The sequence below is a fragment of the Halomonas sp. A11-A genome (genome assembly GCF_003182195.1).
GTDB classification, from domain to species: Bacteria; Pseudomonadota; Gammaproteobacteria; order Pseudomonadales; family Halomonadaceae; genus Halomonas; species Halomonas alkalicola.
This window is the reverse complement of record NZ_QGTM01000005.1, coordinates 153,784-174,072: the sequence shown is the minus strand read 5'-3', so window position 1 is coordinate 174,072 and position 20,289 is coordinate 153,784. Positions and strand designations below refer to the sequence as shown.

The window sequence follows — 20,289 nt, the reverse complement described above, 5'->3', positions numbered from 1 at the left end:
GGTGCTGGTCCTTGAGGATCCAGGGCGCTTCCAGGCCCAGGCCGAGGGTCAGAATCTGGGTGCCGTCCATGCCATGCCTCCTGTCGTCGTGGAGGCCATATCCTGGCCCAGCTCAGGGGGCAAATTCCACACCCAACGACGAAGATCCAGAAAAATCCACTTCTAAGTCACTCGATATCAGTTGACACAAATCACTCCAACTTATATGATTGATCACTCACTAAAGTAAGTGGTGCTTTTATGTCTAATTTAGGTCGTCCAGTGAATTATGCAGCTCGAGAGGCTAAAATCGAGGCTATTCTTGATGGTGCTGTGCAATGCTTTGTTAAAAAAGGCTTTCATGGCGCTGGCATGGCGGAGATTTCTCGTGTTGCAAAAGTCAGCCAGGCAAGCCTCTATCAATACTTTTCCTCAAAAAATGAACTCATTCTGGAAATTGCCAAACGCTATTCTTCTAGAGATCTCGATGCCTTGAGAAGAATTGAAAGCGCTAGTGATTTTATGGATGCTTTGGAGCAAGAGGCCTATCTCACAGGCGATAAAACAGGAACTATTATGTATCTGGAGATCCTCGCAGAGTCATCCAGAAACCCAGAAATTAAGAAAGCGGTACAGGATTCAGGTCAAGAGCTCTTTGACACCTGTTGTGCCATGATTAAGAAATTACAGGATAAAGATGAGGCAAGTTATTTGCTCACACCCGAGCAGATAACCCACTATATCTTTGCTTACATTGATGGTTTGTCCTGCCAGATAGCGACTGCGGATATCGAGTATTCGCGGGAGCTTTTACGTCAGCTTGTTCAGACCCTTCTTACACCAAAAAAGTAATTAATATTTAAGCCATACCTCAAGAGGGTTTGATATGAGTTCGCCACTTTATATACTCGAACGATCAGTTATATTATTAAAGAAATTCAGCAAGTATGCATTGGTTAGCCTGCTTGTCCTATTCCAGGGATGCAGCAGTGAAAGTATACCTGAGCCCACTGAGCAGAACATTCGAGTGGTTACGCTCAATGAAGTAGGTGCAAACGCGCATTACCAAGAATCTCGCTTTTCTGGAATAACACAAACAGAGAGCAGAGCGCAGCTCTCATTTGGCGTTCCTGGCAAAGTGCAAAAGGTGCTGGTAGATATTGGTAGCCGGTTAAAAGCGGGCGATATCATGGCGACACTGGATCTTGAGCCTTATCAACTCGCGGTCGATAACGCCCGTTCTGAAGCCTCAAAAGCGCAAATCGCGCTTGAAGAGCACCAAGCAAACTATGAACGGCTTAATCGCCTCAAATCAAATAATGCAGTTTCACAGCAAGATCTAGACGCTGCTAGAACGCTTTTTTTAACCGCTCAAGCCTCTGTCCGTGAAGCACAAAGTAGAGTCAGACTCACAGAAAGAGAACTCTCTCAAGCAGTAATAAAAGCCCCTTATGATGGTGTTGTCTCTACCAGGCAAGTTGAACCCTTTGAAGAGGTCGCTCAGAATCAGGTCATTTTTACTTTCGACAGTTCAGCCCAACTTATTGTTGAATCATCAATCCCTGTATCTTTGGCAAATGCTCTACGTTCTACAAATGAACAGGTTATCAGTATTAGTCATCAAGGGAAGTCTTTTGAGGCTGAGGTGTCCCACATCGCAGAGCGAGCAAGTAATGGTTTAAGCTTGCCGGTTAAACTGCGTATACAAGTGCCAGAGGGCAATTTTTTACCGCCAGGTATCGTGGTCGCAGTGAACTATCGACTGAAGAATAGCGAAAACGTTCTCTTGGTTCCTCACGGCGCAGTTTATGTTGAAGCAACAAGTAACAGTGCTTTCTTATACTCTTTTAACGGTGAGTCCAATACCGTTAGTAAAAAACCTGTACAAATTATCGATATTCAACCTACAGGCTACATTATTAATGCTGAGTTGAAACTCGGAGAGAGATACGTAGCAGCCGGAGCGGCCTTTATCAGTGACGGGCAACAGGTTCGTGTTTTAGGGGAGACGCGTTAATGTCCATTACAGGCTTCTCACTTGCTAACAGCCGTTTAGTGCTCTTTCTGTTTTTTATGCTTACGAGCATAGGGTTGGCGTTATACCCGAGTTACCCATCTCAGGAAGAGCCCACACTACCGATAAATGTCACTGTGATTACCGCCTATCACCCTGGCTTAGATATTTATCAAACGGAATCGCTATTGGCGCGCCCGGTTGAACGTGCTTTGCGTGAACTGGAAGAAACTAAAAATATCACGACGTCTATTCGTGCCGGAGAGATCCATATCTCTTTGGAAATTAAGGACGGAACACCAGACTACGCGCAATCATGGCTCAGAGTCAGAGCGAAAATGCAGGATGTGCAAAACTCACTTCCCGATGGTGTGTCTGGGCCTTTTGTTAACGATAGTTATGACGCCGTTGCCGTGATGACTGTTGCAATTAGTGCCCCCAATCACACGTTTGAGCAACTTAGAAATAAAGCCAGTGAGCTGCGGGATTTTCTTTACGATATCCCTGGTATGGATAAAGTCACCTTGCATGGTGTCACCGAGGAGCAAGTGACTATCAATCTAAAGCCTTTTGCTGCGTCCAAATTTTCGATCAAGCCAAATGATATCTACCTGCAATTGCATAAAAACAATTCGCTTGATGATATTGCCAGAGTGAATTTTAGCGACCAGGAGAGTCGTATTTATGTCAGAGGCGGCTATAACTCTATCGAGGATATTAAAGCGATCCCTATTGTGCTGCAAGACGGCAGCCAGTTACCACTTGACACGCTAGCTGATGTAATAAGGTCAGCGGCACAACCGCTTAATACCGCCGCCTATCTAAATGGGGGGCAGGCTATTGTTGTTGCAGGTTATATGACACCAGGCGTTAACATGGTCGATTTCAATGATCGCCTTCGCACACAAATAGCGCAGTGGGAATACGATTTACCCGCTGGCTTTCAATTGAAAATCATTACCGACCAGGGTGAAGTCGTAAGCCGAGTGATATCATCAATGATATCAACGCTGTTACAAACCATTTTGGTGGTTACAGCCGTAACAGTCATTGCGCTAGGAATACGTGCGGGTTCACTGGTGGGACTTGCTGTCCCCATTACAGGCATTATGACGTTAGTCGTTTTACGTGTGCTTGGTGTTGAGCTTAATGAGGTTAGTATCGCCTCGTTTATCATTGCACTTGGGATCTTGGTTGATAACCCGATGGTGATTGTTGAGGATATCTCAAAACGTATTAATCAAGGTGAGTCTGGGAAATCAGCAGCCTTACACGCCGGAAAGACACTGGGTACGCCAATGCTGATTGCTAGCCTAACGGTTATCCTGGCATTCGCCCCACCTATGTTCACCGATAATATCACTGCGATTTATATGCAGACGCTAACCATCGTCATTGGCGTAATGCTGATCATTTCCTGGTTTGTTGCCATTATGCTGGTGCCGATTTTGGCGCAGTGGTCTATCAGGAAAGGGAAAAAAACATCTGAGCAAAGTAAGCTCTCGCGCTTAATGTTGATCATGTCTCGCTTTTGGGACAAAGTCATCAGCTGGCCAAAAGCATTTTTAGCAGGTGCGACAGCAAGCCTGATCCTATCGTTATTTTTATCTGCGACTATTCCAGAGGCATTCTTTCCACCGTCTGAGCGCTCACAAATGCAAATATCCCTTGAGCTCCCAGCGGGCACGCCTGCAAACCGCACAGCTGAAGTCGCACAAGAAATGACGCGATGGCTTGCAGAGGAACAACGTTTTCCGCAGATTACAGGCGCTACTGCGTATGTTAGTGAAGGAGGACCACGCTTTATCCTGGGCCTGAATCCGCCAGATCCGGCTCCGCATACCGCTTACTTTGTTGTCAATCTTAGTAAAGAAACCAATGTTGCGGCCTTTGTAAGCCAACTTAGGGCTGAGATGCCCCCCGTTTTCCCCTATGCCAAGCTCGGGATCAACCCGTTTTTCATGGGCTCCACGCCTCCAGGCGAAGCAGCCATTAGAATCATCGGCAACAACCATAGTGATTTATTACAGGCTGCTGCAACGATTCAAGAGGCGCTTAGCAACGTACATGGGACGATTAACATCAAACAGGACTGGGAACAACCTATCCCCAGCTTAGTGGTAAATGTAGACCAAGCCGCAGCAAGCTATGCCGGAGTCACACGAGAAGACATTTTTTCCGCTCTTAGGAAAAATACTCTCGGAGAGAGTGCATCTGAGCTTCGGGAAGGAGAGTTCTTGCTGCCTATTATGCTGGCAATGCCAACAGATAACGCGACACTGTCGCAATTAAATAATATTCAGATTTTCTCACAATCTTCTGATAAAACCGTTTATTTATCAGAAATTGCTCGCGTTGATACAGAGTTTCATCCGTCGATTGTGAAAAAGAGAAACTTACGGCCAACCCTGACAGTGACAGCGCTTAATCCGGCGATGACCTCTAAAGAGTTGGTTTCCAACATCGCAGAAACGTTGGAGCAAGTTCGCAATACTGACAAAGTGCAAATCGAGTTTGGTGGAGAGATTGAAGAGAGCGAGGTCACCGCAGAAGCTATTTTTGCTTTCCTACCACTTTGTGTACTAATGATGATCATTTTGTTCATCCACAAGTACAACTCGTTTCGTAAGGTGGCGATCATCGTACTAAGTATCCCCTTCTGTGCCATTGGGTTACTTTTAGCACTGATCATTTTCAGGCTGCCTTTCGATTTTATGGCGAATTTAGCGATATTCGCCCTAATAGGCATTATTGTGTCGAATGCTATGCTAATTATCGAACAAATTGATATCGAGAAAGACGCAGGAAAATCTGAGCTTGAATCACTCAAATCGGCTTTAATGCAACGGTTTCGCCCTATTATGTTGACACAAATAACCACTATTTTAGGGCTGCTTCCTTTGCTTATCGCCAATGATCCGCTATGGCGCTCGTTTAACGTTGTGATAATGGGTGGCCTCATTTCAGGCACCATTGCATCCTTTATCGTTGTGCCAAGCTTATATGTTTTGTTCTTCACAAAAAAAGCAGCAAGGGCGATCTAAATGAATGATTTATTACTCTATATCAGTGTCTTTGTGGGGGCGGCGATTCCGGTGCTCGAAGTTTGGATTGCCGTCCCATTGGGTGTTATTGCTGGGTTACCATGGTTTCCCGCTGCACTTGCAGGCTTTTTCGGAAATTTGCTTTCGCTGTTACCCATAATTTATGCCAGTGAAAAAGTTAAGTTATTTATGCAGCGCTGGCGAAATAAACCCGAAACTGAGCAAGCTGCCCCCGACATAATGGATCGTAAACATGTAATTATGGAAAAATTTGGTGTTCCAGGCCTAGCTTTTCTGGGGCCATTTTTGATTGGTATCCATGCCGCTGGGGCATTCGCAATTGCCATGGGGGCTAGTAGAAAGGTTGTTATGTTTTGGTTTACCTTATCACTGCTGGTCTGTTCGTTACTATTTGGATTTTTGGCGTCATTGGGGATCACTCAGATAGGAGAAGAAAAACAGCTTCCCTTTATGTGATGGCACAAAACAGAAGCTTTTCCGGTAGCCAGCCACAAGGCTGGTTACCATTACTTACAAGTTACCAATACTCTTAATCGGTAACTTCACTCCACGCCAAATTCAGGCTCATCCCCATACCTATCTCAACTATCTCAGCTACACTATTAACTTAGGCTAGTACAAGCTGTTAAATCGAAACGAACACACATATCACGAACAAACTCTTCACTGAAGTATGGATATAAATGATGTTTCATAAAAATGAGAGTGCTTTGACCGCCATAATTCAGTTGAGTAAGCTTGAACTTAGTAGTGATTATTTAAACAAAAAATTTAACGATCATCGGTTATATACAGCTGCGATTTTATTGATACTCATTCCTCTTGGGCTTGCAGAGGGTATTTTTGACTACAAATCGCATCCTGAAATAAAGAGCGAGTTATTTCAGCTGAGACTTCACTTTCTTCTATTAATGATACCTGCCTGGATTATTTTAAAATCAAGCAGTTTGAAATTAGCTACGGCAACAATTTTAATAACGCTGGTTTTTTCTGCGTATCTCGGCATAAAAATAATAGAGAACACTGGCGAAGACTTAGTGACAACAGTGAGTAATGTTGCACTCTATCCCTTTTTTATCTTTTTTGTTCTCATCGGCTTTTCTATCTACATTCAGATTTTTTTTCTTACTGTTGCATTTTCCTTTGTTGTTCTATCCGAAAACCATGGCGTACTGGATGAGTTGATACAAAACGTTTATTTTCAGATCTCAGTGCAATCGAGCGTTTCAGCATTATTTATTATGCTCGTTTTTTCATGGAGTTATTATCATCGTTACAACCTTCAACTCGCCTTAGAGAAATCCTCTCAGACAGATCCATTAACAGGTGTTGCAAACCGGCGTTACTTTGATAGCAAACTTAAATCAGAAGCAAGCCGAAGTGCTCGCTCAAGCAGTGATTGCGCCCTTATCTTACTTGATATAGACCATTTTAAACGCATCAATGATACTTTCGGCCATCCTACAGGAGATCGCGTTATTTGTGCGCTCGCGGACTTATGCGTAAACCAATCAAGAGAAATTGACCTAGTTGCCAGGCTTGGTGGAGAAGAATTCGCCGTTATTTTACCGGACACCAACATAACTGATGCGAAAAATCTTGCAGAGCGGATTCGAAAGCACGTCGAGGATATATCTGTGACTGGTGATGCCGGAGAAATTGTAAAGTGGACTATCAGCTTGGGGGTATCATCCTTGCCAGAAAGTAGAAGCAGTAGGTATACAACTGAAATTGTTATGGAGATGTTTATCAAGAAAGCAGATAACGCACTTTATGAGGCAAAGAGAAAAGGGCGGAATCAAACTGTATTGTCGCAATAAAATGTGTTTTAAAAAATTTCCTTTTTTATTCAATTAAATGCCAAGCCAAACAGAGCAACGGATGGGATTTCGCTCAGCTCAAGTAAAGAGCTTTGCCTTGAGTAGCTATCATAGTCCAGGATAATAAGCTTCTCAATTGCTATATTGTTAAAACAGTTATGTTACATGTTACGATAATCTAATCTCCTTATAAACTCGCTCAGCCCAATGTTTAATTGACTCATTTTCAAGGAATCCTTTATTTTCAGATGATGATTTTGGATGAGGCACACGCTTATATCTATCACTAAAGAGCTTTTTGATTAGCGTTGTAGGCCATGCCAGTGATTTTTTTAATAACCTGATTTCCAACTCTCGAAGAGTGCGTTCCCAATCAAATTGGACATGCGGCTTCAACAGGAGTGTCGATAGTCTGTTCTTATTATCGGAAGTATCCACTTCTATCAATGCGTACTCTTGACCATCCTTTTCAATTCGATGAAAAGCCAGACAACGTGGGTTACCATCTACAAGCAAGTGTTTGGAGTAACCATCAATAGTGGGGAGCTTTCGGATTTCCCTGTGGATGTGGCGGTAACCCGACATGCCAACCAATTGCAGCACCATAGCGTTAAAGGCTTCAAATTTATCCGCATAGAGATGTGCGTCGTCGCTCTTGTCTTCCATGCCATCATAATCTGCTGAAGGTAATGTACCGTGAGTACTGGCCTCATCCGTACTTACTTCAAAGCCAGTATTTTCTGGAGAGTCTGACGAGTCGCCCTCCTGGCCCAAACAGCCAGTCTGTCCTTTTCCCTTACCTATGCGAGTTGTCCGAATGGGATTAGCAAACTCAAATGCGACGGCTGGCGTTTCAATCCGGATTTCTGTTTGATCAGTATCTGGCTCTTGTTCGTCATCAATTTCCAATTCCGGGCCGGATTGCGGGCCGGGCCGAACAGCATACCCCTGGCCTGCTCGCCTCTCAGCGAATCGGGGATCGACAAAATCGACATAGGCGGGACAATCACAGGTTAGATTAGAAACACCATAAATCTCATACACAAAAAACGCTTTTCGTTCCTGATCGTAATGACCACGAAGTGTCAGCTCAACACCTGCGAGCGGTGGTGGTTCAAATTGAAAACGCCACAGACGGTACTTGTCTGTGTCATAACCGTTTTGAAGTTGGTAGCGGGCAACACTTTCAAAAGACAGCTTAGCTTCCTCATCCAGCAATATCCAGGCTAACAACCGTCTTAATGCATAGTCACCTCTGACGTACAGCGGCAGAGTGCAGGTTGGCAGAATATTGACGAGCGCCTTGCTCAACTTATCTAAGCGCTGGACATCAAACTCCTGAGAGAGTCCGTTGGGGATGTCAAGCGACATCAGAAAGTGACCCCCTGGCGACAGTGAAATCTGACCCCCTTACCCTCTGACGACCTGCTCGTCATGGTGGATGGAATCGGGCTTGATCAGCCCGGCCTTGCGCTTGGCGCGCAGTCGGTAACTGTCACCGCGGATGGTGATGACGTGACTGTGATGCAGCAGTCGGTCGAGGATGGCGGTGGCCACCACGGCATCACCGAACACCTCGCCCCACTCGCTGACCGCCCGGTTGCTGGTGACCAACAGGCTGCCGCGTTCGTAGCGCCGGGTAACCAGTTGGAAGAACAGGTTGGCCGCACCCGGCTCCAGCGGTAGGTAACCCAATTCGTCGATGATCAATAGCTTGGGCTTGGCGAAGTGCCTCAGCCGCTCCTCCAGGGCGCCATTGGCATGGGCCTGGACCAGTTGGGTGATCAGTGCCGTGGCGGTGGTGAACAGCACGGAGTAGCCAGCCTTGACCGCCTCCCGGCCCAGTGCCACGGCGAGATGGCTTTTGCCCACGCCCGGCGGGCCGAGCAGCAGCAGGGCGTCGCCGTTGGCGATCCAGCGCCCGCAGGCCAGCTCACGGATCTGACCGGGATCGACGGCAGGCTGGGCGCTGAAGTCGAACCCTTCCAGAGTGCGCAGGAACGGGAAGCGGGCGATGCTCAGCCCCATCTGGATGCGCCGCTGCTCCTTATGGGCCACCTCCTGCTCGCACAGGTAGGCCAGCGTCTCGCGCAGGGTCAACTCCCGGCGTGCGGCTTCGTCGAGCAGCGTGTCGAGCCGCTCGCGGATGGCGGTCAGCTTGAGACGCGTCAGCATGGCGTCCAGGCGCTCAGTCTCCGGCGTCGTCATCACCAGCCACCTCCCACCACGGCTTCGTACTCGGTCAGGTCGCGCTGCAGCGCGGCCGGCGGCAAGGTGGTCACGACCTCGCTGGACGCCACGACCTCCTCGGTGTCCGCCTTGGGTGATCGGTAGCCGACGATGCCCTGCAGATGCTCCGGCAGGCAGCGCACCTGGCGGCGCCCGCCCAGCTCCGGGTGGCGGGCCACCTCACGGCCGGCGTGATGCACCCGCAGTTCGCCGTCGGTCACGCTGACCTGGACAGGCTCACCGACCAGGCGCCAGGGCACGCTGTAGCGGTTGGTGTCGACCTCCACGGTGGCGTCGCGCTGGACCCGCCGGTTCAGCTCCCGGGCCTGCTCGAAGGGCGCCCGATCGTTGAGCGGTTGCAGGCTGGCCTGTTCGGCGATGAAGCGCACCGCCGGCAGCTCGCCGGTGGTGCCATGCACCCGCTGGTCGGCGATCTCGCGCATCCACCAACTCAGGTGGGCCTCCAGCGCCGCCCAGGTGGCGAAGGTCCGGCCGGCGATGGCGTTACGCTTCACGTAGCCAACGCCACGCTCGTCCTTGCCCTTGGTGCGGGCGCGGTACGGCGCACAGGCCACCGGCCGGAACCCCCAGTAGCGCGCAAAGGCCGCCAGCCGCTCGTTGAACACGACTTCGCGGGTCGCCGCGTTGTGGTGGTCGACCAGCGCCCGGGCGTTATCCAGCAGTACCTGCTCTGGCACCCCGCCAAAGTGGCGGAAGGCGCCCTCCAGGCCGGCGAACCACGCCGACTGCCGCTCGTGCCGGAAGGCACGGACGTAGAGGCGGCGGGAGTAGCCCAGGGTGGCGACAAACAGGAAGACCTTGACCGACTCCCCATCGATGGTGATGTGGCGGCTGCCGAAGTCGATCTGCAGCTGCTTGCCGGGCGGCGTCTCGAACCTCACCGTGGCCTTGGCTTCGGCAGCCAGTGCCTGGCGGAAGGGCGCGCAGGCGCGCTCCACCGTGCGCAGGCTGACCGTGAGACCGTGCTCGAGCTGCAGATCCTGCAAGACCACGGCAGCGTTGCCGGCGTGTTGCAGGAAGCGGGCCTTCAGCCATTCCTCCAGCCCTTCCAGCGACTTGCTGCGCTGCGGGCTCGCGTAGGGTGCCCAGCCGCCCTGACGCAGGTAGCGCTTGACGGTGTTCCTGCTGACACCGAGTTCATCGGCGATGCGCTTCGTTCCCCAACCACAGGCCTTCAGGCGCAGCATGGCGGCGACATCCTCTGGGCTCTGCATCGGTTCCCCTCGTACCTGAGTGTGGGGAACGTTATATCCGGATTTCTTCATGGGCGGACCCTCCTGGTGAGCTCACGGAGGGGTCAATTTTCCGTGTCGCCTGGGGGTCAGTTTTACGTGTCGCCTGACAGGGGATCAAAGCTAAACGCGTTATATAGGCGTGGTGGAAGAACAGCACTCGCGCTAATTCGAGCTGAGGAAGATAATACTGCGTTCCACCAAATTCAAAATTAAAGCACCATTGCTGTCCATCATCCTGCCGATTTACCACCGGAATTGGACAGGCTTCGATAGGTTCAGTACGCCAATGACGAGTATTTTCTATCACAATACGGGACTGGAATCCGGCAGGGCGTGGTTGTTCGCTTGCATTGACCACCCTGCGTCTTGCTAAGACCGGAATTTGAGAGACACCAAAATATTGTTTCTTTTGGCCTGGTGCCAGTTTGACATTAATGTGCCAATCAGGGCCATCATGGCGGCGAAATAAAGAGCCAATCTCCCGGATAACACTGTTATTTTCTATACCTTTGAACTTCATGTTCCGTATCCACTAAATTTTCCAAATACTGCCTGGCAGGCTCCATCATTCGTTCTTCACTCAATCCGGCGTTTCGCAACAATCGCCACCTTGGCGGCGACTCAAAGAGAACCCGTAAATCGTCATAGGCATTTTGCAAGCGTCGGATCTGGTACTGGGGAACGCTTTCCGAATTAGCCACCAAAAATGCCGATGTACATGGCATTTGATGGAGGTTTTTCTCAAGGGTTGAGAGATTGCCAAGCAACTTAAGGTAGTAGGTTCTTGAGCGCCTGGGCCCTTGTATATTTGCATTCAAAAACGTAGCCAGTTGTCGAAGTGCTTGCAGATATTCCCGATCCCGTTTGTCCCAATCAATACGTGGTACGTTATGGTTTGCCTTGTCTTGTGCATAACGATGGTTAACGTCCAACAGCCAGTCGCGATGATTCCGATAGAGCCTGGCATACAAATCCGGTGATTTTTTTCTGGCTTGAAGGGGTTGACGAGATGACAACAATTCGAGCCAAGCTTCCTGATCTGGCGTTTGACTGCTCGACTGTTGCATCACAACCTTAACTTGTTGTGGCGTTTTACGTGTTGGTTTCCGGCTAACTTCATCAAGCACATCGTCTATCTGCCAGTGGTTATCCAGCAATGCCTGATGAACAACAATATGCTGAAGATAATTGAAACTTTTTCGATGCTTGCGGAAGATTGCTTTCAGCCAGTCTGAGTCATCAATATCGGAACTGGGAGGCATCAGACGGTTTCGGATTAACCAAGCGGCAGGCCACACCTTTAATACCTTATTTTTTATCACTGAGTGGTCAATTTGGGCTTTTCCCCGATAAAAACCCAGTCGATAAGCAAGGCTGCGATAATACTCTGTCCATTGCTCAAAACTGGGGGACGCTTGCGCCGGCCGAACTAACAACCATCGCACCTGAGTGGTTATCCAATCAGATACTCCCATTCCCTTTTGCTGTTTAGTCTCATGACAGTGTTCAGGTGCAGCAGCGATAAAGCGATGACGTTCAATCAGGGGGCGAGCAATCCGCGTATCCATCAACACACCGTGTTCGGGGCACGATTCCACCCCGGCAACCTGCCATTCTCGTCGCCAAAAATACTCACAAAATTGTTCACGTTGAGCGGCTATGCAACCGGGGCAGTACCTGACAAAACGCGGGGATTTAATGCGAGAGGCGGAAACTCCTAATGCCAGATGAGCGGCACCCTGAGAACCCTGGTACAACCAATTCATGCACTGAAGCCGTCGAGCCTCTGGAACAAAAGGTGCGTAAAGCGGAAATAAAGTATGGCTGTAGATCAATTTTTCGGGTGTGAACTCCTCTGGAAGCCAGCGAGAGAGCGTTGCAATATGGTTAGGTAAGTCTATCGTTGCGATAATACTGCGAGATTCGAAGACCTCATCCAACAGTTGCTTTGGGCTGGTCAGCCCTTGCCGGACACCCGCTCTTGCCACGGCGCTATACATCAACTCCTCTGTGTAAGGTATAGGAAAATTCAACACGGCCATCACCCAAAGGAATTAACCCAGTCTTGGGCATCAAAAAGCAAGCCGTTGCAGCCAAGTGATTCCTGGAAGATTTCCTCATTGGCGGACTGAGAGAATAGAAAGCGCAAGTCTTCTGAATCCAGGGTATGCCAGTCAGCTTTCTTCATCGCCTTAAGTTTGGGGGTGGATGACGCTGGCTTTTCTATCTCTGCACTCTGATACCAAGAGAGGATCAGCGGCATAAGATCCTTCATCACAAGGCCTGGATGATCCTCAAAAGCTCTGTTGATCAGAGGTTCAAGCAGCTCAGAGGCATACCCCATATCAACCAGCATATTATGCAAACGAACAGCTTGTTCATTACCCCCATACTTGACTACGGTATCAATGCTTTCCTGGTTGGAACGCAGCAGGTGGCTCAGTTCCAGTATTTTTCTATCCACGTCGGGGATAGTCAGATCTGAGTAACGCGCAATTTTTGTCACATCACCCGACCGTAACGCATCAATCATGGGGTGGATAGGTTTTAGCTCATCCTGGTAGACCTTTCGCATCAAGGCGGGGGTAATGCGCTCAATGCCGGTGACAACAGCCCGGATCTGTGACAAAACAAACAACTTGATGACGACATCCATAATGCCTTGTGAAAGCTCGTACCAAGTATATCTAATCTCATCGGTCACTTCAGGGGATGCTTTAGTCAGCCATTGATACTTCCACAAACGGCCAGTGAAGGCTCCCCACTCGGTACGGGATACCTCCTGCTCGCCTGATGGTTTGCTTAAAGGCTCCCATAGTATTGAACCAAAACCTGCACCACGACGAGCGGACCGCAGATCCAGTTCAAAGACAGATCTGGCCTTTGGTGTCCCCACCATGACAACCGGGACCGAAATTTCATTAACCAGTGTGACAAAGAAATTGAGCATGCGCTCGGCACCACCTGAATTCTTAACACTCAGATGCTGGATTTCATCAATCACTAACAGTCCAATTGCGTGGGTGTTGGCAATGTGTGCCATTACCGCAATCAAGGTTTCTACGCTATGTCGTTTTTCCACGTAGCGACGTACGTAATTCGTGGCGAGTACCGCGTCAATTTCCCGAAAGAAGTTATGACACAGGCTTTTCAACGAACCGTCATGCGGGCAGTCAATTTTAAGGAAAACGATCTGTGTGAAGTTGTAGGCTTCGTGATATATCAACTGGGGATAGGTTGCCAGAATACGGTTCAATGAGCTTGTCTTGCCTGAACCAGAACAACCGATGAAAGCCAGACTCTTAGCGGTGGATTCCACATGCTCGAACCGGAAAACAGCCAAATCCCCCTGCATGACACGCTCATAACCATTCTGGATGTGGGCATTCAGTTCGCCTGTCGCCAGATTTCTGCCAACATACCCTTGTCGAAGCATGACTGATAATTTTGACTCCAGTTCAATGTGACGGGATAGCGGCTGGAAAAAATTATCAAGTAATTGAGATATGACATGAATACGGGTCTGGCCATCAAGATAGACGTCGGTTGGGCGAAACGTAATTTGACCCGATAACCCGTCCTTTAGCTGACGCCGGTCCAGAATCGGCGGCAAAGCTTCAATGAGCGGGTTTCCTTGGTACTGACTTATCCCGGTATCATTATAAATTGCCTGCACCATGCCTTTGGGTAGCGTCATTCATCATCTCCAAACAGGTCATCCAGAAAATCTGGGAAAGCCCCATCTTCGGGCTGATCAGTCAAATACCTGACATCTGCTTTGGGTTTCGGCTCAGTAGCCTTGTTATCCGCTCGACGTTTCTGGCGTTCCTGCTCACGGGCTTCCCGTCGGTTTTGATTGATGCCAACCAAAGTTTCTGTTTTTGATTCACCAAAGTAGGAAGGACGTAGCTTTTCCGCGTTTTGGATGGTTTCCTGAATCACATTTTCCAGCGATCTTTTGCTTTCCCTCTCTTTCAATTTAGCTGCTGCTGTTGATTTTCGTTGTTGCTGCTGGCTGTCCCATAACTCCCACATCGACCGGCCCCTAAATTCCCTTGAGCGGTCTGTTAGCGAGCACTCCCAATAATCTGATTTTGTTGCATCTGGGAAGACATAAATGATGTCGGTTACCGCGGGGTCATACGCCGCCATAAAGGGGCCAGGTCGCTGTTGCCCGGTTCTATGGAGCCAGCCAGACGCCAGCAGCTCCCTACAGGTATAAAAGGCACCGAAGCATTGAATACCGTAATCGGAAAGCGTTACTTTTTGACGAGGCAACAATGCCAGCTTCAGCGCCGACTCCGATGTGTTACGTAGCCGTCCGCTACGATTTTGAATACCCCATTGCCAGATATTAATTGGTACAGGTGCGAGTGTATCCGGCATATCCGGATCGCGGTCATACTTGACCAATACCGAACTCTGGTTGCGATGCAGGATAGAGCCGATAATTATTTTAGTGAATTCGTCCAATGTAAGTGTTGCATCCAACCGATAATCTTTCCCGCCGCGCTTTTTGATGGTGGTTCCAGCAACCACTCCTGGTGCAAACGGCTTGAAGTCTGCTTGAATAGTGCGAAAATGCCGCTCAACGATACCCTTCGCATCCCCACGATAAGGTGGTGTATTTTCAATCCGAACACCAAAGGCCTGCTCCAGATATTCAATTTGATGGCCCAGCAACTCACCGCGATCAGCCAAAATGGCGTCCGGCAGTCCAATCGACGGCCAATCCTCTGGCTCGATGTCATAACCGAAAGACTGACATATCTGAGATTTATCGATCATGGCGTTGACCAGTGCCAACATAGCCGTCACATAGGAGGGGTTTTCAAATCCCACATAGAAACCAGCAATCAATCTGCTATAGACATCGACAACCACGTACAAAGTTGGTCGGCCAATAATCTTTTGTCTGTCAGCGGAAAGCAGATAGATATCGGCAATAGTCGCGTCGATCTCGTACCGTGCACCAGGACCGTGAACCCCAGTTGTGGCTGTTCCTTGTAACGGTCTGATGTCCTTTTGATATTCAATTTTATTGGCTCTCAGCCGGATACGTTCAGGCCGGACATATTCCCGCTCGTAGAAATAACGTAGTTGAGCAACTGTCGGGAAGTTCTCTTTCGGTACATCGGGATGAGCCGTTTCAAACATGTCCTCGAAGCGTCGATGAGCATAGGGTAGAGAATGATTCTTCTCCGTCAGATAGTGGCGATCAAGCACAATGCGAAACATGCGTTCAACGCCAGTATCTACAATGGCGCCGGTACCCGGTGCTATACTTCTCGGACGCCCTAATTTTTTTCCTGAAGCTGTGCGTTTTTTTCCTCGCCCGCCTGATTTATCGTAGTCCGGCAAAAGCGCGTTCGGTATGCAACCTCGCTGCCAATATTGGCGAAGATAAGCATATAGTGTTTTTTTAGCTGTTCCAGATTCATTCACAACCTGCTGAACCAGTGCGCCTCGACCACTGCGATAATAGATATCCGGTTGGTGTATTAAAGGCTCAATAACGGCCATACGCTTGTCCCGAATTTGCTGTGCTACTGAGCCGTGTTCCGGGAGCTGAGCGGCAAGATGGGAATAGGGGTCATCAATTTTTTTTAACGTCTCAGAAAGAATGAAGTCTTCCACTTCTGCCAGGGAAACCCGTTCAGGGAAAGCTTTGTCGGAATCAACATTAATCCATGTATATCGAATGTCTGAGACATCAAGAATTCGATACCGAGCCTCTTCGAATGCCACAACATCATTGATTCGCAACATAATAATTCCTCAATGAATCAATGTCTGAAGATGCTTGTAATTCCCCTACAGCCAGCGTTGACCAAGGCTTTCTGATATCGAATAAGAAAACCCTCAAGGCTAACAGCGAACGTATCTTTTGCAGGGACTCGCCTGGAGAGAGTGAATAGGCTTGATCGAGCATCATCGAAACTTGAGAAATCAGTAAAGTCGGATGATTAATAAAGAAGCCCAAGTAAAGGGAAGCCATATTCAGAGTATCTTCGATCCCATCCAGAACCAATTGCGCTGGATACAGCCAGGCAATATTTTTGGTGACGGTCTTGGGAATTTGTTTTTCTGTCAGCAAATACCATGGAACTTCCTTTAACGCCCAATAACGCCGTTCAAGCTCCAGTTTTTCGATGGTTCTAGAATTAGAAAGATCTGAAGAGGTTTTTACCTGAATAGCCATTCTGGGAAGCTCAGGCTTATTAGTGTCCACTAGAAAATCCGTGGACATGACTTGAATTTGTCCTCGTACTTCGGGATGACGGATACGCGCTTGCGCTGCAAGCTCAATGGTATCCTCTAATCGGAGAGGGTATTGCTCCCGGATATCAGTGACAGATGGATTCCAATCAAACAGAAAGAACGCCGCCAGCTCTAGGTCTGACAACAGATGGTGGGTTCGTTGAGTCTGGAATCCCCAGATGCGGTGAGATCGTCCAGCAGAAGGCAGGTCTCTGACGGTCAACCAGGGTTGGTAGTCTTTTCCTGACCCCTTTCCGCGACCTTGTTTAACCCATTTAAGTGAACGAGAGTCAAGGGATAAGCTGGTCAAGCTCCGTACCTCCGACATTGCACATAAAGTATACGGAGCTAAGTTACCAGCTTTATTTGCAAGTTACCAACTATATTTAAAAGTAACCTACTTTATTTAAATCCCACAGGAACGGCGGCTCGACGGGAGGCGTCACTCCACCGTCACGCACTTGGCCAGGTTGCGCGGCTGGTCGACATCGGTGCCCTTGAGCACCGCCACGTGGTAGCTGAGCAGCTGCAGCGGCAGGGTGTAGAGAATCGGCGCCAGGGCCTCGTGCACATGGGGCAGGCGCAGTACCCGGATCTCCTCCTCTTCGGCCAGCGCCACCCCCTCGTCGGCGAACACGAAGAGCTCGCCGCCCCGGGCACGCACCTCCTGGAGGTTCGACTTGAGCTTGTCGAGCAGCTCGTCGTTGGGGGCCACCGAGATGACCGGCATCTCGCTGTCCACCAGGGCCAGGGGGCCGTGCTTGAGCTCCCCGGCCGGGTAGGCCTCGGCGTGGATGTAGGAGATCTCCTTGAGCTTGAGCGCCCCCTCCAGGGCGATGGGGAAGTGCGCCCCGCGGCCCAGGAAGAGGGCGTGATGCTTCTCGGCGAAGGCCATGGAGAGCGCCTCGATCTCGGGATCCAGCGCCAGCACCCGCTCCACCAGCCGCGGCAGGCCGCGCAGGGCCGCCACCAGCTCGGCCTGGGTGGCCTCGTCGAGCCCCTTGACCCGCCCCAGCGCCAGGGTGAAGAGCATCAGCGCGGTGAGCTGGGTGGTGAAGGCCTTGGTGGAGGCCACCCCGATCTCGGGGCCGGCCTGGGTCATCAGGGTCAGGTCCGACTCGCGCACCAGGGAGCTGCCCGGCACGTTGCAGATCGCCAGGCTGGCCAGGTAGCCGCGCTCCCTGGCGAAGCGCAGCGCCGCCAGGGTGTCGGCGGTCTCGCCGGACTGGGAGAGGGTGACGAAGAGGGTGCCCTCGGGCACCACCACCTGGCGATAGCGGTACTCCGAGGCCACCTCCACCTGCACCGGTACCCCGGCGAACCGCTCCAGCCAGTAGCGGGCCACCATCCCGGCGTGGTAGCTGGTGCCGCAGGCGACGATATGGATCTGGCGGACGCGGCCGAACAGCGCCTCGGCGTCGGGGCCGAAGCTCTCCACCAGCACCGAGCGCTCGCCCAGGCGACCCTCCAGGCAGGCGGCGATCACCGCCGGCTGCTCATGGATCTCCTTGAGCATGAAGTGGCGGTAGCCGCCCTTGCTGGAAGCCCCGTCACCGTGCTCGAAGGTCTGCACCTCGCGCTCCACCGGCGTTCCCGCGGCGTCGAAGACCTCGATGCGCCCACCGGCGGAGAGGCGCACCATGTCGCCCTCCTCCAAGTAGATGAAGCGGTCGGTGACCTGCAGCAGGGCCAGGGGGTCCGAGCCCAGGAAGGCCTCGCCGATGCCCACCCCCACCACCAGCGGGCTGCCCTTGCGGGCGCCGACGATCACATCGGGCTCGGACGCGCTGACCACGCCCAGCGCATAGGCGCCCTCGAGTCGGGCCAGCACGCGGCGCACCGCGGCCAGCAGGTCGCCCGCCTCGCGGCTCTCGCGCTCCAGCAGGTGGGCCACCACCTCGGTATCGGTCTCGGAGGTGAAGACATAGCCCGCCGCCTTGAGCTCCTGGCGCAGGGCCTCGTGGTTCTCGATGATGCCGTTGTGCACCACCGCCAGGCGCTCGCCGGACTGGTGGGGGTGGGCATTGGCCTCGCTGGGCCGGCCGTGGGTCGCCCAGCGGGTGTGGGCGATGCCGCAGCGTCCCGGCAGCGGCTCGGCCGCCAGGCGCTCGGCCAGGGCCGCCACCTTGCCCACCGCCCGGCGGCGCGACAGCGTGCCCTCCGGCGAGAGCACCGCCATGCCGGCGGAGTCATAGCCGCGGTACTCGAGGCGCCTGAGCCCCTCGAGAAGGATGCCTTCCACGTTACGCTCGGCAACGGCCCCGACGATTCCACACATGGTGACTCTCCTTACCTGTCCTTGCTGGGGCGTGGCCAGTCGGCCTTGCTGATCTGACGGCCGCGGGAAACGGCCAGGGCGTTGTCCGCCACGTCCTTGCTGATGGTGGAGCCGGCGCCCACGGTGGCGTTGCTGCCCACGCTCACCGGGGCCACCAGCGCCGTGTTGGAGCCGATGAAGGCGCCATCGCCGATCTCGGTGCGATGTTTGTGGGCGCCGTCATAGTTGCAGGTGATGGTGCCGGCGCCGACGTTGACGTCGCGGCCCAGCCGGGCGTCGCCCACGTAGCTCAGGTGGTTGATCTTGCTGCCCTCACCCACCTCGGTGTTCTTGGTCTCGACGAAGTTGCCCACCTTAGCGCCCACCGCCAGGCGAGTACCTGGGCGCAGCCGGGCGAAGGGACCGACGCGGCCGCGACCGGAAATCACCGTGCCCTCGATGACGCTGTGGGGCTCGATCACCGTCTCGGCGCCGATATGGCTGTCGCGGATCACGCAGTGGGGGCCGATACGCACCCCCTCCCCAAGCTCCACGTCTCCCTCGAAGACGCAGCCCACGTCGATCTCCACATCGTGGCCGCAGGTGAGGGTGCCGCGGATATCGATCCTCGCCGGGTCGATCAGCGCTACCCCATCGGCCATCAGCCGCTCGGCCGTGGCCAGCTGATGGGCGCGCTCGAGGCGCGCCATCTGCAGCCGGTTGTTGACCCCCTCCACCTCCAGCGGGTCGGCCGGCTGGGCGGTGACGATCCTGACCCCCTCGGCGGCCGCCATGGCGATGATGTCGGTGAGGTAGTACTCGCCCTGGGCGTTGTCGGCGGAGAGCCGTGGCAGCCAGCGGCGCAGCTGGGCGGCGGTCATTGCCATGATGCCGGTATTGCACTCGGTGATGGCAAGCTCCGTCTGGGAGGCGTCCTTGTGCTCGACGATGGCCACCACCTCGCCCTCGGCGTTGCGCAGGATGCGCCCGTAGCCGGTGGGGTCCGCCAGGGTCACGGTGAGCAGGCCGAGGTGGTCGTCATCGACTCCGTCCAGCAGCCCCGCCAGGGTCTCGCGACGGATCAGCGGCACGTCGCCATAGAGCACCAACACCTTGCCCTCGCCGAGGCCCTCCAGGGCCTGGGCCACGGCATGGCCGGTGCCCTTCTGTTCGGCCTGCAGCGCGAAGTGCACCTCGCAGTCGGACAGGGCCTCGCGCACCTTCTCGGCGCCGTGCCCCACCACCACGTGGGTGCGCTCGGCCTCGAGGCCCCGCGCGGTATCGACCACGTGGCGCACCATAGGCTTGCCGGCCAGGCGGTGCAGCACCTTAGGCAGGGTCGAGCGCATCCGGGTTCCCTGCCCGGCCGCGAGTATCACCACATCCAGCGTCATCAATGACTCCTGTC

The 20,289-nt window shown here is 52.1% G+C and carries 15 protein-coding genes; 5 read left to right on the top strand and 10 right to left on the bottom strand.

All coding sequences use genetic code 11. The features are described from left to right. Positions 1-240: 240 nt before the first annotated feature. The 5 genes from DER72_RS06280 (at position 241) to DER72_RS06260 (ending at position 6,878) form a co-directional block, all read left to right on the top strand. Positions 241-831: a TetR/AcrR family transcriptional regulator gene (locus tag DER72_RS06280; protein ID WP_110069145.1), complete on the top strand. Its 591-nt coding sequence runs from the start codon at positions 241-243 to the stop codon at positions 829-831. Between the two features lie 34 nt (positions 832-865). Beyond that, positions 866-1,996: an efflux RND transporter periplasmic adaptor subunit gene (locus DER72_RS06275; RefSeq protein WP_110069144.1), complete on the top strand. Its 1,131-nt coding sequence runs from the start codon at positions 866-868 to the stop codon at positions 1,994-1,996. Beyond that, on the top strand, positions 1,996-5,037 hold the full coding sequence (locus tag DER72_RS06270) for an efflux RND transporter permease subunit (protein ID WP_110069143.1): 3,042 nt from the start codon (positions 1,996-1,998) through the stop codon (positions 5,035-5,037). Before DER72_RS06275 ends, DER72_RS06270 begins: the two co-directional genes overlap by 1 nt. Further along, positions 5,038-5,514 carry a small multi-drug export protein gene (locus DER72_RS06265; RefSeq protein WP_110069142.1) on the top strand — a complete coding sequence of 159 codons (477 nt, stop codon included), beginning with the start codon at positions 5,038-5,040 and terminating at the stop codon, positions 5,512-5,514. Between the two features lie 227 nt (positions 5,515-5,741). Continuing rightward, positions 5,742-6,878: a GGDEF domain-containing protein gene (locus DER72_RS06260; RefSeq protein ID WP_110069141.1), complete on the top strand. Its 1,137-nt coding sequence runs from the start codon at positions 5,742-5,744 to the stop codon at positions 6,876-6,878. Between the two features lie 168 nt (positions 6,879-7,046). On the opposite strand, the gene DER72_RS06255 is transcribed toward DER72_RS06260, so the two are convergent. From DER72_RS06255 to glmU, 10 genes are all read right to left on the bottom strand, one after another. Further along, a complete protein-coding gene (locus tag DER72_RS06255; RefSeq protein WP_258306223.1) occupies positions 7,047-8,249 on the bottom strand; it encodes a Tn7-like element transposition protein TnsE in 1,203 nt (400 codons plus the stop codon). A 39-nt stretch (positions 8,250-8,288) separates the two neighbouring features. Beyond that, positions 8,289-9,086, bottom strand: a complete 798-nt coding sequence (gene istB / locus DER72_RS06250; RefSeq protein ID WP_110069140.1) for an IS21-like element helper ATPase IstB — start codon at positions 9,084-9,086, stop codon at positions 8,289-8,291. Further along, positions 9,086-10,342 carry an IS21 family transposase gene (gene istA / locus DER72_RS06245; protein WP_110069139.1) on the bottom strand — a complete coding sequence of 419 codons (1,257 nt, stop codon included), beginning with the start codon at positions 10,340-10,342 and terminating at the stop codon, positions 9,086-9,088. Before istA ends, istB begins: the two co-directional genes overlap by 1 nt. A gap of 31 nt (positions 10,343-10,373) precedes the next feature. Then, positions 10,374-10,883 (bottom strand): hypothetical protein, encoded by a 510-nt coding sequence (locus DER72_RS06240; protein ID WP_219983233.1) that lies wholly within the window; start codon positions 10,881-10,883, stop codon positions 10,374-10,376. Further along, the gene (locus DER72_RS06235) at positions 10,858-12,405 is read right to left on the bottom strand and encodes a TnsD family Tn7-like transposition protein (RefSeq protein ID WP_110069138.1); all 1,548 of its coding nucleotides are present in this window, start codon (positions 12,403-12,405) and stop codon (positions 10,858-10,860) included. Before DER72_RS06235 ends, DER72_RS06240 begins: the two co-directional genes overlap by 26 nt. After that, positions 12,405-14,060, bottom strand: coding sequence for an AAA family ATPase (locus tag DER72_RS06230; protein WP_110069137.1), 1,656 nt, complete (start codon positions 14,058-14,060; stop codon positions 12,405-12,407). The genes DER72_RS06235 and DER72_RS06230 overlap by 1 nt, the downstream gene beginning before the upstream one ends. Next, the gene (locus DER72_RS06225; RefSeq protein WP_110069136.1) at positions 14,057-16,132 is read right to left on the bottom strand and encodes a DDE-type integrase/transposase/recombinase; all 2,076 of its coding nucleotides are present in this window, start codon (positions 16,130-16,132) and stop codon (positions 14,057-14,059) included. Before DER72_RS06225 ends, DER72_RS06230 begins: the two co-directional genes overlap by 4 nt. Next, entirely contained in the window at positions 16,116-16,934 is an 819-nt protein-coding gene (locus DER72_RS06220) for a TnsA endonuclease N-terminal domain-containing protein (protein WP_219983232.1), read from the bottom strand. The genes DER72_RS06225 and DER72_RS06220 overlap by 17 nt, the downstream gene beginning before the upstream one ends. 132 nt (positions 16,935-17,066) lie before the next feature. Continuing rightward, positions 17,067-18,902 carry a glutamine--fructose-6-phosphate transaminase (isomerizing) gene (glmS, locus tag DER72_RS06215; RefSeq protein ID WP_110069134.1) on the bottom strand — a complete coding sequence of 612 codons (1,836 nt, stop codon included), beginning with the start codon at positions 18,900-18,902 and terminating at the stop codon, positions 17,067-17,069. Between the two features lie 11 nt (positions 18,903-18,913). Continuing rightward, positions 18,914-20,275: a bifunctional UDP-N-acetylglucosamine diphosphorylase/glucosamine-1-phosphate N-acetyltransferase GlmU gene (gene glmU, locus DER72_RS06210; protein ID WP_110069133.1), complete on the bottom strand. Its 1,362-nt coding sequence runs from the start codon at positions 20,273-20,275 to the stop codon at positions 18,914-18,916. Positions 20,276-20,289 lie beyond the last annotated feature (14 nt).